The sequence below is a fragment of the Rhodococcus sp. Leaf247 genome (assembly GCF_001426185.1).
GTDB lineage: Bacteria > Actinomycetota > Actinomycetes > Mycobacteriales > Mycobacteriaceae > Rhodococcoides.
Genome location: NZ_LMRP01000001.1, coordinates 1,303,521 through 1,316,979, shown reverse-complemented (window position 1 = coordinate 1,316,979; position 13,459 = coordinate 1,303,521). Strand labels below are relative to the sequence as shown.

Below are 13,459 nucleotides of genomic sequence, written 5' to 3'. Positions count from 1 at the left end.
AACGAGGACGAGTGTCTGTGCGCCGCCCATGATCCGGAGGAGGCTGACGGCACCCCTTCTTGCCCGAACGTGGAGGCTGACGACCTTCTGTACGTACAACACTTCGACGGGTCGCCGGCAGCTCGACCGAACTCGACGCAGGATCGGCTGCCTTCGGAAACCGTGTCGTCAGCTCCGGTTCCCGAGGTCGACTTCCTCGAGTGGGGGCAGCACAGCCAGTGGGCTGAGGGTGCCCGACGGGTCCAGTGCGTTCTTGAGAGCGTGGTGTACCTGAGTGCCTACCGGCCCGAGTTCCCGGCCCAGCCAGGACTTCTTGAGTTGCCCGATGCCGTGTTCTCCGGTCACCGTGCCACCCAGTTCGAGTGCACGTTCGGTGATGTCGTTGAACGCTTCGATGGCCGATGCTCGGCTGGTGGGATCACCGTTGTCGAAGATGATGGTGGGGTGCAGGTTTCCATCGCCGGCATGCCCGAAGACACCGATCGTGAGGTCGTGACGTTCGGCAACCTCCTCGATATAGGCGATGAGCTCCACGATGCGTGTTCGAGGCACACACACGTCGTCGAGAAGCCAGTCACCCAACTGCTCCAGGGCGGGCAATGCCATCCGGCGCGCTTCGAGCAGCATTGCTGACTCGGCAACGTCGTCGGAAGCGACGACGTCGGTCGCTCCTGCGGACTCACAGAGTTGCTCGATGCGTTCGAGTACCGCCGCGGCATCCGGTTCGTCGCTCTGGGCGAGCAGCAGCGCCTCGACTCCGTCGCCCAGTCCCATATGGGTCATCGCGTCGACCGCCCTGATGGTGGTGCGATCGAGTATTTCGAGCATCGATGGTGTGAGACCGGTGTCGACGACGCCCGCCACCGCGAGCCCAGCCGATTCCAGTGTCGGAAACGACGCCACCAGTGTGTGCGCGGTCCCGGGCTTGGGAACCAAGCGCAGTGTTGCCTCGGTGATGACACCCAGGGTCCCCTCGGATCCCACGAACAGACTTGTCAGGTCGTATCCAGCCACGCCCTTGACCGTCTTGTGTCCGGTTCGCAGCACGCGTCCATCTGCCATCACCACGCACAGCGCGAGGACGAAGTCGCCGGTCACTCCGTACTTGACGCAGCACATGCCACCCGCATTGGTGGCGATGTTGCCACCGATACTGCAGAAGTCCACGCTGCCGGGATCGGGAGGGTAATGCAGACCCTTCTCGCCGACGGCTGCTCGTAGATCTGCGGTGATGACACCAGGTTCGACGACGACGGTCCGGTTACCCGGATCGATCTCGACGATCCGATTCATCCGGTGCAGGCTCAGCACCACCGAGCCTTCCGATGCATTCGCTCCTCCGCTCAGTCCGCTGCCTGCTCCCCGCGGTACGACGGTCACGTTGAACCGATGAGCATGTGCGAGCATCGCCGACACGTGATCTGTGGTGCGCGGCATCAGGACAGCGGCTGGCTCCGAGCTGTCGGTGAACTGCGATTGATCATGACGGTACGAGGCAACGATGTCGGGGTCTGTTGCCACCAGGTCCGCGCCCAGCTCATCCGTGAGTGCCCGGAGGAAAAGAGCGGTGGTGCCATCGGTCGTGAGGGTCACGACGGCACCGCGTTCGGCAGCGCCGGTTCGGTGACGGGCGGCCACGATGACGCTTCGAGCTGCTCTCGAACGGTGCGTTTGACGATCTTCCCGTACGCCGATTTCGGGAGTTCGTCCCAGACGAGGAAGTGGCGGGGCATCTTGTATCGGGCCAACTTCTCACCGAGCCATTCGTGGAGTTCGCGCGGGGAGCACTCCGCTCCCGCTGTGGGCACGCAGATGGCGACGCCGACCTCGCCCCACTTCGGGTCGGGCATTCCGAGTACCGCGACCTCCGTGACGGAGGGATGCAGCAGCAGCTTCTCCTCGATGTCGCGCGGGTAGATGTTGGACCCACCCGAGATGTACATGTCCGACGCACGGCCTGTCACGTAGAGGTATCCCTGATCGTCTACCTGACCGAGGTCGCCGGTTCTGAACCATCCATTACGGAAGGCGGAGTCGTTGGCGGCGTCGTTGTCGAGGTAACCCTCGAAGACACCCGGGCCGGCGACGCAGATCTCGCCGGTTTCGCCGGGGGAGAGTTCTTCTCCGGAATCACCCTGAATGCTCACCTGCATGCCGGTCCGCGGGTAGCCGCAGGTACCGATGTCGACCCCGTCGGGTCGAGGGTGATCATGCTCGGACGGCGGCAGCACGGTGATGTTTCCGGTGACCTCGCCGAGACCGTAGTACTGGACGAGGACGTCTCCGAGTGTGTTCCGCGCATGCTGTTGATCGGCCGACCCCATCGGTGCTCCCGCGTAGATCACGTATCGCAGAGACGAGTGGTCCCGCGCGACGGCATCAGGGTGTTCCGCCATGACCTTGAGGATGGTCGGGACGGTGAACATGTTGGTCACACGCTCTCGTTCCACGATGTCCCACACCTCGGCGCCGTCCAGCTTGCCGGACTGCGTCAGGATCGTGGCGGCACCGGCGGCGACCTGCGGGAGGAGGTGAATCCCCGCCCCGTGGGAGAGGGGCGCGACGACGAGAGACCGGTCGTGTTCCGTGGTACCGGGCATGAGATCGCAGAGATGGTTGGTGACGACGAATCCCATTTGGTCATGGGTCAGGATGGCGCACTTGGGGGCGCCGCTCGTTCCCGAGGTGAAGAAGTACCAGGCGTGATCTCCGACGATGACGGGGGCGTCCGCCAGTGGTCCACGTGGCGCGGATCCCGACACCGAGTCCGGAGTAGCGGGGTCCTCGTCGATCCAGAGCACCCCGCCCGCGACGTCCACGGCGTCCGTCACCGCGCGAGCATGTTCCGGGAAATCCTTGTGACAGATGACCAGGGACGGCGTGCAGGTGGTGGCGATGACCACGACGTCATCCGGGGTCAGCCGCACGTTGGTCGGGGCGATCACGGCGCCGACGCGCCATACCGCGAACACTGCCTGAACGTATTCGACATGGTTGGTGCTGTGAATGAGGACGCAGTCGCCGGAGCCCACACCACGCGCACGCAACGTGTGCGACAGGGCGGTGGCCGAGTCGTCGAGCTCCCTCCATGACATGGTCTTGTCCCCCTCGATCAGCGCAGGAGCGTCCGGAAGGCGACTCGCGGTCTTGGTGAGGAAGTTGGCGAGGTTGACGGCACGGTAGGGAAGTTCTCTCACTTCACACGCTCCAGGATCGATGCGTAGTTGGCCACTGCTGCGCCACCCATGTTGAACACTGCTGCACGATCGACGTGATCGAGCTGCATGTCGCCGGCTTCGCCCGTCAGCTGCATAGCGGTCACGACGTGCTGGGACACCCCTGTCGCACCGACCGGATGGCCTTTCGCTTTCAGGCCACCGGACACATTGGTGGGCAGCTTGCCGTCGCGATGGGTGATGCCATCTGCGAGCACCGACGACCCCTTGCCGTGCTCAGCCAGCCCGAATGCCTCGTACTGCATCAGCTCCGCCTGTGTGAAGCAGTCGTGAGTTTCGAGCAAGTCCAGGTCGTACAAGGTCATCCCGGCCTCCTCCAGTGCGCCGAGGAACGCCGTGCGGGCCCCGTCGAAGAAGAGCGGATCGCGGCGCGCTGCCAGCGGTAGCGGCTCGTTCGCCTGGTAGCGCCCGCGGAACGTCACCGCGCGGCGAGCGCGGCTGGCCACTGCTCCGTTCGAGATGACCAGAGCGGCTGCCCCATCGGACACGAGAGAACAATCACTCCGAAGCAGCGGACCGGCGACGACAGGGTTCTTGTCGGACTCGGTCGCGCAGAACTCGACGCCGAGGTCCTTCCTCATGTGTGCGAACGGATTTCGTACCCCGTTGAGATGATTCTTGGCTGCGATCTGAGCCAGCGCCTGTCGCTGATCTCCGAAACGCGCGGCATAGTCGGACGCGAGATTCCCGAAGATCCCGGCGAAACTCCCCGCGCCCGACTCGGTGCGACGATGAGATGCGCCGAGAAGGACATCGCCGACGTCGACTCCGGGGAGGCCGGTCATCTTCTCCGCTCCGATGACCAGGACGACGCGCCCGCGACCCGCCTGCACATGATCGAGGCCGGCGAAGATGGCCGCGCTACCCGACGCGCACGCGTTCTCGACACGCGTTGCGGGCACACGCGCCAACTCGGGGTGTCCGACGCCGACCAGAGCCCCTTCGAAACTCTGTGGGGAGAAACCATTGTTGAAGACGCCCACATAGATCGCGTCCACGTCGGAGGCAGAAACTTCCGCGTCCTCCAGTGCGGAAAGGGCGACGTCGGCCATGAGGTCTTCGACATCGGGGTGAGCGGATTTTCCGAACTGGCCGTGGGACCAGCCGATGATCGCGGGTGTGTCAGTCATGATGAGACCTTCGCGTCGAGTTCATGTTGGTGAGGTGACCGAAAGGTGACCGATCGCCTCGTGTCATTCGAGTATCGGGCGGATTCATCTCGTGGGCGACCGTCCTGAGTCGGGTATCCGACCAGTACCGTCCTTCCCAGAGAGGAGACGACGCCATCCACCGGTCCAAGTCCTTCCGGAAGAGCACTACCGGCCGCGTTTTCCCTCCTCGGGGCGGTGGTTTCTCGCGTCCCTGTCCGTGATGCTCGAAGCCGTGAAACCTTCGACGACCCAGGTCTTGTTCATCGGAACCGGTGCGATCGGTCTGCCCATGGCTGTTCGCGTCGCAAGGGCGGGGCATCACGTCACGGCAGTCGACCGGTCGCAGGACAGACGCCGCGAGGCGGAGCGTAAGGGGCTGCGCACTGCGTCTGCACCGACGCCGGCCGATATCGCGGTGGTGATGGTGGCTTCCGGTGACCAGCTGACCCACGTGGTGGAAGACGAGGGCGGTCTCGTTCATGTACTGCCACGCGGATCGGTGTGCGTTGTGATGTCGACCGTGGGACCCGACGCTGTTCGGGCGGCCACTCAGAAGCTCACCCGACACGGCATCCATGTCGTCGACGCTCCGGTGACCGGCGGTCTGGAACGGGCCGGACGAGGTGAACTGACTATTCTTGCTGCCGGCAGCGCGAACGCGATGGCCCTCGCCGCTGATGTCCTGAACGCCATGGGCTCCGTTCATCCGTGCGGTCACGAACCCGGCGATGGACAGAGCATGAAGCTGGTCAATCAGTTGCTGTGCAGTGTGCATCTGGTTGCCGCAGCCGAGGCGCTCGCATTCGCCGAGGCACTTGGCCTGGACCCCCGGGACGTACACCGTGCCATCAGTACCGGCGCCGGCGCATCGTTCATGTTCAGCGATCGTGGATCGCGCATGATCGCCGCCGAAGACAGTGAAGATGGGATTACCGCTCTCGACATCTTCGTCAAGGACAGCGCTCTGGTCCGCGACGCGGCCACCGGGATCGGATCCGACGTACCGCTCCTCGATGTCGCTGCCGACGCGTTCACTCGAGCGGCGACTCTCGGTTTGGGCCGGTCCGATGATTCGCGAGTTCGCGACGTCTACAAGTGACATGACGGATCTGTCGAAACCTGCGACGGGAGGCGGAATGTCGATGTGCTGTTTCCTGCGGGGGACGGTCGCGGCCGATCATCTCGTGACCAAGACTCGATCCGAGCGCGTTTTGCGCCGCGCGGCCCAAGGATGGGACCGCCAACCAGATCTCCCCGAAACCTCTCCCTTCGACTAGGCGGTACGACAATGACCCGACAGACTCAGTTCGATGTAAGCGGCAACGTCGTGATCGTCGGAGGCGCCAGCGGCATCGGCCTTGCCGTCGCACAACGCGTGGCTGTGTCCGCGACCTCGGTATCGGTCATCGATCTGCACGAGGACCGACCGGACACGCTGGCGTCGCTTCCCGACGTCTCGTACTCCGGGGCCGACATCCTCGACGATCAGCGCCTGGCAGCACGCTTCGCGGCGATCGCCGACCGCGGTCCGATCGACCGCGTCTTCGTCAGCGCGGGGATCACCCTTCCGGCGAACATCGCGGACGTGTCCGCACGTGATGCCCAGCGTTGCTTGATGATCAACCTCATGGGCTCCATCAACGCTGTGACTGCGGTGGTGCCGCATCTGAGCTCTGATGCGTCCATCGTGCTCACTGCTTCGGTGGCTGCGCATACCGGTGGTGGCTTCGTGGGCGGTTCCGTGTACGGCGCCTCCAAGGCCGGTGTCATCGGACTCACTCGCGGATCTGCCCGAGAGCTCGCATCACGGGGAATACGAGTGAACTGCGTTGCGCCGGGAGCGACGGCGACCGGAATGGTCGGTGACGATCCGAGTGTGGTCGATCGACTGACCAACGGCACGCTGCTCGGCCGACTCGCCAGTCCCGATGACATCGCGAACGGCGTTCTGTACCTCTGGTCGGAGGCCGGTTCGTACCTGACCGGCACCACGTTGAACATCAACGGCGGATCACACCTCGCCTGAATCACGTCCGTTCGATGTGCCTGGTGACGGCGGGCGATCGAGTTCCGTCACCAGGACCGGGGCGATGGTTCCGTGTGCATCGATGCACCTGTCGGGTGCACAGGTCCCGGTTGTGACCGGGACCTGCGACGACGGATACTGACCACGCCGAATTATCTGCGTGACAGCAGATTTGGAATCTCGGTCGACCTTCGTACGGGCGATATTCATCGGGGCACGGTGAAGCAGGAAGGCGCATCATGGACGACTTCGACGACGACCGTGTGGTGATGAGCAGTAAATCCGCACGGTGCTGGTCACGTGGGCTCGCCAAGGTCCGAGCGGTACTGGCGGCCGACGTACTGGGATTCTCGACCGAGCACCTGATCTGCGCCGAGCTGCGCATCACCCCGCTGCAGGGTCGGGACGACGACGCCAAATCGACGCTCGATCGCGAACTCGACGCGCGGGTGCGGCCCCCCTGATTCCGGTCTCGAGCTACCGGTAGGCGGTGCCTCGAGGACCCGCGCCCTCACGCGCGAACAATCTGCACCGCGGCGTACCCATCGCAGCCGGTGTGCGGCCATGGTGCTTGCACAGTGATCAGCAGCGAGTTGTCGGGCTCGAGTGTGCCGAGCCGTCACGCGCGTCGGAGGTGATCCTCGCCTGGCTCACCGGGCGCGAGTCACGGGTCGTCTGAGCGGAGCAGTGCTCGCTCCTTGGCCGTCAAGCCGCCCCATACTCCGTACGGCTCCGCGGATTCGATCGCGTAGGACCGGCATTGCGCCATCACCGGGCACTGACCACATGTGCGTTTGGCGTCGGCGTTGAAGCGGTCCAGTGCGGCTCCTCGCAGGTCGGAGGGGGAGAAGAACCCGTCGGAGGATTTGCCCCGGCACCGAGCGCTCAGTTGCCAGTACCAGGCCTCGGCGACGGGGCTGGGTAGGGCCGGTTTGGTGGTGCGGTATTTGCTGACGATCACGTGTTCCGGCGAGTTCGGCATGGTTCGCTTTCGTGCAGTCCGTCGTCGAGAAGTGTTGACCGTCCGGTCATTCCACGATGATGACGTCGAGAGTTCTGGGTCCGTGGACTCCCTCCACCCTATTGAGTTCGATATCGCTCGTGGCGCTGGGCCCGCTGATGAAGGTCAGCGGTCGAGTTGCCTCCAATGCCGCGAAAGCCTGGGGCACCGTGTCGACCACCTGGTCTGCCCTGATGATGCACACGTGGTGGTCCGGTACCAGTGTCAGCGCTCGCCGCCCTTGGCCGGATTCGCCGTCGAGCACGATTGTTCCGGTGGCCGCGATACCCACGCGGCATCCGGTGATGACTGCATCGACGGTGTCGAGGGCATCGACGGTCATGTCGGAGTCTTCGATGACGTCCACCTCTGCCGTCCATTCCGATGGGAGGCCTGGCGGTACGACAATGGCTGTGTGTGCCGAGGTCAGCGCCCGAACGGTTGCCGCGACGTCCTGCTGCGCGACACGGTGAACCTGCGCCCGGTACTCGTCGACCGTCTCGGCGAATCGATCAGCGTTTCCGGGGCCGCGTGCGGGGGCGCGTTCGTACGTTCGCGGGGTTGCATCGGGTGGGGCAGCGCCGGCGGTCGCAGTGCGGATCCTGTCGTAGATCTCGGATTTGGCGTTCATGAATTCTCCTCGTGAGTTCGTGCCCACCACTGCCGGAAGGTCTCCTTCGGCGGTGCGGGTAAATCGCGGGCGGCGGTCCAGAGCGATCCGGGGAACGGAAGCGACTCGATGTGCCCCTTCTTCCCTGCCAGCAAGCGCCCGACGCCCGCAGCCTTCTCGGCCATCCCGAATCGCTTCGGCGAGTTCATCGCCCACCCTGCCGCCCGCATCGCGATCTCTTGCGCGCCGGGGATGCCGCCGCGTTCGGAGTCCACTTGCTTGGCGCGCAGGTGCACCAGAATCTCCGGGATGTTGATGCGCACGGGGCACGCATCGAAGCAGGCCCCGCAGAGAGAGGATGCGTAGGGGAGCGAGGCGTTGGGGTCGTCGTGTCCGGTATTACCGGTCAACTGTGGGCTGAGGATTGCACCGATCGGACCGGGGTAGACCGATCCGTACGCATGTCCACCGGTGCGCTCGTACACGGGGCACACGTTCAGGCACGCACTGCACCGGATGCAGTTGAGGGCGGCGCGGCCTACCTCGTCGGCGAGCACGTTGGTTCTGCCGTTGTCGATGAGCACCAGGTGGAAATTCTGCGGCCCGTCGCCCTCGTGCACCCCGGTCCACATCGACGTGTACGGGTTCATCCGCTCGGCCGTCGACGAGCGGGGAAGCAGCTGCATGAACACTTCGAGGTCCGCGAACCTCGGCACCAGCTTCTCGATGCCCATCAGCGTGATGAGCGTGTCGGGCAGCGTCAGACACATGCGCCCGTTGCCTTCGGACTCGACGACGGCGAGGGTCCCCGTCTCGGCGACACCGAAGTTGGCGCCACTGATAGCCACCTTCGCCGACAGGAACTTCCGTCGTAGGTGCTCCCGTGCGGCCATGGCCAGTTCGCGCGGCTCGTCGGTGATGGCAGCGTCGACACCGGGCATGCGACGCAGGAAGATTTCGCGAATCTCCGCCCGGTTGCGGTGAATTGCGGGAACCAGGATGTGACTGGGCTTGTCGTCACCGAGCTGGACGATGAGCTCGGCCAGGTCGGTCTCGATGGCGGCGATGCCCTCGGCTTCGAGGTACTCGTTCAGGCCGGTCTCCTGGGTGGCCATGGACTTCACCTTGACCACCTCGTCACTGCCCGTGGCCTTGACCAAGTCCGTGATGATGCGGTTGGCCTCGTCGGCGTCGCGTGCCCAGTGCACCACTCCTCCGCGGGCGGTGACGTTGGCTTCGAGTTGGTCCAGCAGCTCGGGGAGGCGCGACATCACGTCGGTCTTGATGGCACTCCCGGCGAGGCGCAGTTCTTCCCAGTCGTCACACTCCGCGACCGCTTGGAGGCGCTTGTCGCGAATGGTGCGGGTGGCGATGCCGACGTTGCGGCGCATCTGAGTGTCCTGCAACGTCTTGCGAGCTGCCTTCGGGAAACTCTCCGTGCCTCGGAGGTTTCCCAAGCCCGGCGTGCCCAGGAACACGGACGGCGGCGGACGCTCTCCAGCGATTCGGGGAGTCGGCTGTGTGCTTTCGAATGTGTCAGTCATCGTGCCGCACTTTCTGTGGAGGCGAGGATCTCGGCGAGGTGCACGGTCTTCACGCCTGTGCGCAGGCGGGACAGGCCACCGCCGATGTGCATGAGACAGGACGAATCGCCGGCGCTGCACACCTCGGCACCGGTGGAGAGGACGTTGGCCATCTTGTCCGAGAGCATCGCCGTCGACGTCTCGGAGTTCTTCAACGCGAACGTTCCGCCGAAGCCGCAGCACGACTCGGCTTGCGGCAGTTCGACCAGCGTCATGCCTCGCACGTTGCGCAGCAGCTCGAGGGGCTTGTCGCCGACGCGCAGCATTCTCAGCGAATGGCACGTGGGGTGGTAGGTGACGCGGTGCGGGTAGTAGGCGCCGACGTCGGTGACGCCGAGAACATCGACGAGGAGTTCGGACAGCTCGTAGGTGCGTCCGGCGATGTCCTCGGCGCGCGTGGCCAAGTCCTCGTCACCGGCGCGACGGGCGACCATCGCGTGCTGGTGACGGACCGATCCGACACAGGAACCCGACGGTGCGACGGCGACATCCCACGACGACGTCTCGAACACCTCGACGTGGTGACGCACCAGGGGTGCGGCTTCTGTGAGGTAGCCGGTGTTGACGTGCATCTGGCCGCAGCACGTCTGGTCCGACGGGAAGACGACGGTGTGGCCGAGCCGTTCGAGCAGTGAGACAGTCGCTTTCGCTGACTCGGGGAAGAGTGCGTCCGCCAGACAGGTGGCGAACAAAGCAATCCTCATCGGATCGCCGCGCTGTGCAGTGGATGTGCTGACACGCAGAAGTGCACCGGTGTGCTCGACCCCCGTGACCGGGCAGGGTGTGCCCGCGGAGAGTGGACTGAGATCGACTTGGTCATCAGAGACGCAACTTTCATTGGAGTGCAATGTATTTCGTTCGATTCGGGACTACTTCCGGTCATGCCGAGCTCCGGCCCGACTGATCGCGCGGCACACGAGATCGACTGCCGATATCCATTGACGCGGAGGTTCCACATTGTTAGCGTCGTCACATCCTGGATCCAGAGTCCTGGATTCGTCAAGTTGATCCGGCAATCCCGGCGCTTCAAGCCCACGAGGAGATGACCCGAGTGACCAGTCTTCACAGCGAGGCCGACCGACCCCAGCAGGGTCGGCACATTTCACCGACGAGCGGTGCACCGAACACGACGAGCCTCAAGCGCGTCGCCGCGGCGAGCTCGATCGGAACGACGATCGAGTACTACGACTTCTTCATCTACGGAACCGCCGCTGCCCTGGTCTTTCCGAGTGTCTTCTTTCCCAACTCCGATCCGGCGGTCGGCACCATCGCCTCGTTCGCCACATTCGCTGTCGCGTTCTTCGCGCGGCCGGTCGGTTCCATCATCTTCGGCCACTTCGGCGACAGCATCGGGCGCAAGCGCACGCTGGTATGGACCCTGCTCATCATGGGCGTTGCCACGGTCGGAATCGGCTTCATGCCGGGCTACGAGACCGGAGTCTTCGGCTTCTTCGACGGCGGAATCGGCATCTGGGCACCGGTCCTGTTGGTGGTCATGCGCTTCCTGCAGGGTTTTGCAGTCGGAGGCGAGTGGGCCGGCGCAACCTTGCTGACCGCCGAGTACGCACCTCCCGGTCAACGCGGACGCATGGCGATGTGGCCCCAGCTCGGTCCTGCGTTCGCCTTCTTCCTCGCCAGCGGCACCTTTTTTCTGGCCTCGGTGACCGTCGGCGCGACCAGTGACGCGTTCCTCAACTACGGCTGGCGCATCCCCTTCATCGCCTCGTCCCTGCTCATCATCGTCGGCTTCTGGATTCGCCTGTCCGTGGAGGAGACGCCGGTATTCACCGAGCGCAAGGCAGCCATGGCGCGCGAAGCCGTCTCGTCCGCGGCGCCTCGCAAGCTGCCGTTCATGGAGGTCATCAAGACGCAGTGGCGTGAGATCCTGGTCGCCGCCGGTGCGACGACGACCCTGTTCTCGCTGTTCTACATCGGCACCGCGTTCCTCACCAGCTACGGCACCGGCACGCTCGCAATGAGCCGGACCACCATCCTCGGAATGGGCATGGGTGCGGCAGTAGTGTTCGGAATCGTCACCGCACTCTCGTCGATCCTGTCGGACAAGATCGGTCGCAAGACCATCATCCGCGCCGTCATGATCATCGCTGTCCCATGGGCTCTGGTGCTGTTCCCGCTCCTCGACACCGGTTCACCATGGGCGTTCTTCCTTGCCACCACCGTGACTCTGTCCCTGTACGGCGCGTCGAACGGTCCCACCGGGGCACTGCTCCCCGAGATGTTCCGGGCCCGCTTCCGGTACACCGGCGCAGGCCTGAGCTACAACCTCGCCGGCATTCTCGGAGGCGCCATCGCGCCTCTCGTCGCCGCGCAGATCGTCGCCGACAACGACAGCATCTGGGTGGGAGTCATGCTCGCCGCACTCGCCCTGCTGAGCGTGGCGTGTTCGACGCTGATCAAGGAGACCAAGGGCAAGAACATGGACGACGACGAGATCGTTTCGCCGTCTGCCACGTCCACGCCCGTCGCACACCAGAACTGACCTTGTTGGCTGGATCGAGTCGCAACGTCATATCCACGCTATGAATCCTGGACACTGGATCCATAGTGTGACTAGAATTACGTCAGCGACTCGATCCGGTTACCGACCGGTCGACGGGGCTGCCGGTCCCTCGTTACGTGGCACCGGCAGCCCCGGGCGTCTTGACCGAAGAATGCAAGCATCAACGCCTCGCCGCCGCGAGGTTCGACCAAGTTAGGTGGCACCACACTCATGGTTGCAAACGCTGTCGTCGACAGTCCCGTCGAAGGGTTGCAGGCCGTGCGGCCGGCCGTGGTGGACTGCGACGTCCACCCCGTTCTGACCGACTCGACTCAACTTCTCCCGTATCTGGACCAGTACTGGGGTGACCAGTTGGTCGCGGCGCTCTCGCCGACGTACGAACCGAACTACCACCCTCGCGGGTCTGCGATCGCGCAGCGCCCCGATGCGCTGCAGGACAAGCAGGGCCGCGCCGGGACCCAGGTGCACAATCTCGTGTCCGACGTCTTCCGCGACGGATTCACCGACTTCGCCATCCTCAATCCCCTCTACGCGGTGCAGCAGATCCACCAGCCTCGCCGCGAGGCGGCGCATGCGCGGGCGCTGAACACCTGGATCGCGCGGGAGTGGCTCGATGTCGACCCCCGTTTGCGCGCATCCATCGTCGTACCGATGGGTACCGCCCGCGCCGCGGCCGAAGAGATCGCCTATTGGGCGCACGACAAGCGCTTCGTCCAGGTCCTCGTTCTCGGTCAGTCGGAACTACTGCTGGGACGCGAAGCGAATTGGCCGATCTGGGAGGCCGCAGAAGCCGCCGGCCTCCCTGTCGCGATCCACATCGGTGGCGTGTTCCGCCAGGCGCCCACATCGGTGGGTTGGCCGACGACCTACCTCGAGTGGTACGTGGGCCAGCAGGCGAACCTCGAAGCTCAGCTCGCGTCGATCGTCTCCGAGGGCATTCTGCAGAAGTTCCCGGCCACGAAGATCGTGGTGACGGAGGTCGGGTTCAAGTGGCTCCCCCCGTTCATCTGGAAATTCGACAAGCTGTGGAAGAGCTACCGGCCCGATCTGCCGTGGGTCGACCGGGCACCGTCGGACCTGATTCGCGAACACGTCCGCTTCACCACCGCTCCGTCCGACGGCGCCGAGCGATCCGGCGGACTCGACAGCATCGTCGACCGTATGGGATCGGATCAGATGTTGGTCTATTCGAGCGACTACCCGCACAACCACACGACGGGACCTCGGCAGATCGAGAGCGGTACCACCGACAACGCACTGTTGAACCGGATCTACCGCGACAACGCGTTCGGCTTGTACAACCTCGAAGCACCCCAGGGAAAGGCGTAACAA

At 64.5% G+C, this 13,459-nt stretch carries 12 protein-coding genes; 5 read left to right on the top strand and 7 right to left on the bottom strand.

The features are described from left to right. Positions 1-168 precede the first annotated feature (168 nt). Genes ASG64_RS06270 through ASG64_RS06260 form a run of 3 tightly spaced genes read right to left on the bottom strand, consistent with a single transcriptional unit; the run spans position 169 to position 4,366 of the window. Positions 169-1,593, bottom strand: a complete 1,425-nt coding sequence (locus ASG64_RS06270; protein ID WP_056072809.1) for an FAD-binding oxidoreductase — start codon at positions 1,591-1,593, stop codon at positions 169-171. Next, positions 1,590-3,197: an acyl-CoA synthetase gene (locus ASG64_RS06265; protein ID WP_082518134.1), complete on the bottom strand. Its 1,608-nt coding sequence runs from the start codon at positions 3,195-3,197 to the stop codon at positions 1,590-1,592. The genes ASG64_RS06270 and ASG64_RS06265 overlap by 4 nt, the downstream gene beginning before the upstream one ends. Continuing rightward, complete coding sequence (locus ASG64_RS06260) at positions 3,194-4,366, bottom strand: thiolase domain-containing protein (RefSeq protein ID WP_056071105.1); 1,173 nt, start codon at positions 4,364-4,366, stop codon at positions 3,194-3,196. The genes ASG64_RS06265 and ASG64_RS06260 overlap by 4 nt, the downstream gene beginning before the upstream one ends. A gap of 253 nt (positions 4,367-4,619) precedes the next feature. On the opposite strand from ASG64_RS06260, the gene ASG64_RS06255 reads away from it, so the two are divergent. The 3 genes from ASG64_RS06255 to ASG64_RS06245 all read left to right on the top strand — a co-directional run bounded on the left by ASG64_RS06255 (position 4,620) and on the right by ASG64_RS06245 (position 6,877). Continuing rightward, positions 4,620-5,486 carry an NAD(P)-dependent oxidoreductase gene (locus ASG64_RS06255; protein ID WP_200933423.1) on the top strand — a complete coding sequence of 289 codons (867 nt, stop codon included), beginning with the start codon at positions 4,620-4,622 and terminating at the stop codon, positions 5,484-5,486. Positions 5,487-5,675: 189 nt separating this feature from the next. Continuing rightward, positions 5,676-6,413 (top strand): SDR family NAD(P)-dependent oxidoreductase, encoded by a 738-nt coding sequence (locus ASG64_RS06250; RefSeq protein WP_056071099.1) that lies wholly within the window; start codon positions 5,676-5,678, stop codon positions 6,411-6,413. 239 nt (positions 6,414-6,652) lie between these two features. Then, positions 6,653-6,877: a hypothetical protein gene (locus ASG64_RS06245; protein ID WP_056071096.1), complete on the top strand. Its 225-nt coding sequence runs from the start codon at positions 6,653-6,655 to the stop codon at positions 6,875-6,877. 200 nt (positions 6,878-7,077) lie between these two features. Here ASG64_RS06245 and ASG64_RS06240 read toward each other — a convergent pair whose 3' ends face one another. From ASG64_RS06240 to ASG64_RS06225, 4 genes are read right to left on the bottom strand one after another with little or no spacing between them, the layout of a single operon-like run. Then, the gene (locus tag ASG64_RS06240; RefSeq protein WP_056071093.1) at positions 7,078-7,395 is read right to left on the bottom strand and encodes a WhiB family transcriptional regulator; all 318 of its coding nucleotides are present in this window, start codon (positions 7,393-7,395) and stop codon (positions 7,078-7,080) included. Positions 7,396-7,441: 46 nt separating this feature from the next. Then, entirely contained in the window at positions 7,442-8,044 is a 603-nt protein-coding gene (locus ASG64_RS06235) for a LutC/YkgG family protein (protein ID WP_056071089.1), read from the bottom strand. Beyond that, positions 8,041-9,567 (bottom strand): LutB/LldF family L-lactate oxidation iron-sulfur protein, encoded by a 1,527-nt coding sequence (locus tag ASG64_RS06230; protein ID WP_082518130.1) that lies wholly within the window; start codon positions 9,565-9,567, stop codon positions 8,041-8,043. Before ASG64_RS06230 ends, ASG64_RS06235 begins: the two co-directional genes overlap by 4 nt. Next, the gene (locus ASG64_RS06225) at positions 9,564-10,310 is read right to left on the bottom strand and encodes a (Fe-S)-binding protein (RefSeq protein WP_056071087.1); all 747 of its coding nucleotides are present in this window, start codon (positions 10,308-10,310) and stop codon (positions 9,564-9,566) included. Before ASG64_RS06225 ends, ASG64_RS06230 begins: the two co-directional genes overlap by 4 nt. Positions 10,311-10,648: 338 nt before the next feature. On the opposite strand from ASG64_RS06225, the gene ASG64_RS06220 reads away from it, so the two are divergent. Together ASG64_RS06220 and ASG64_RS06215 are read left to right on the top strand one after the other, a co-directional pair. Then, the gene (locus tag ASG64_RS06220) at positions 10,649-12,106 is read left to right on the top strand and encodes an MFS transporter (protein WP_056071086.1); all 1,458 of its coding nucleotides are present in this window, start codon (positions 10,649-10,651) and stop codon (positions 12,104-12,106) included. A 231-nt stretch (positions 12,107-12,337) separates the two neighbouring features. Beyond that, complete coding sequence (locus ASG64_RS06215) at positions 12,338-13,456, top strand: amidohydrolase family protein (protein ID WP_056071083.1); 1,119 nt, start codon at positions 12,338-12,340, stop codon at positions 13,454-13,456. Positions 13,457-13,459 lie beyond the last annotated feature (3 nt).

What these genes read in the sequence shown, in the direction of transcription:
- ASG64_RS06220 (WP_056071086.1), top strand. Translation starts at nt 10,649, where the DNA reads ATGACCCGAGTGACCAGTCTTCACAGCGAGGCCGACCGACCCCAGCAG.
- ASG64_RS06260 (WP_056071105.1), bottom strand. Translation starts at nt 4,366, where the DNA reads ATGACTGACACACCCGCGATCATCGGCTGGTCCCACGGCCAGTTCGGA.
- ASG64_RS06215 (WP_056071083.1), top strand. Translation starts at nt 12,338, where the DNA reads ATGGTTGCAAACGCTGTCGTCGACAGTCCCGTCGAAGGGTTGCAGGCC.
- ASG64_RS06250 (WP_056071099.1), top strand. Translation starts at nt 5,676, where the DNA reads ATGACCCGACAGACTCAGTTCGATGTAAGCGGCAACGTCGTGATCGTC.
- ASG64_RS06235 (WP_056071089.1), bottom strand. Translation starts at nt 8,044, where the DNA reads ATGAACGCCAAATCCGAGATCTACGACAGGATCCGCACTGCGACCGCC.
- ASG64_RS06245 (WP_056071096.1), top strand. Translation starts at nt 6,653, where the DNA reads ATGGACGACTTCGACGACGACCGTGTGGTGATGAGCAGTAAATCCGCA.
- ASG64_RS06230 (WP_082518130.1), bottom strand. Translation starts at nt 9,567, where the DNA reads ATGACTGACACATTCGAAAGCACACAGCCGACTCCCCGAATCGCTGGA.
- ASG64_RS06225 (WP_056071087.1), bottom strand. Translation starts at nt 10,310, where the DNA reads ATGAGGATTGCTTTGTTCGCCACCTGTCTGGCGGACGCACTCTTCCCC.
- ASG64_RS06240 (WP_056071093.1), bottom strand. Translation starts at nt 7,395, where the DNA reads ATGCCGAACTCGCCGGAACACGTGATCGTCAGCAAATACCGCACCACC.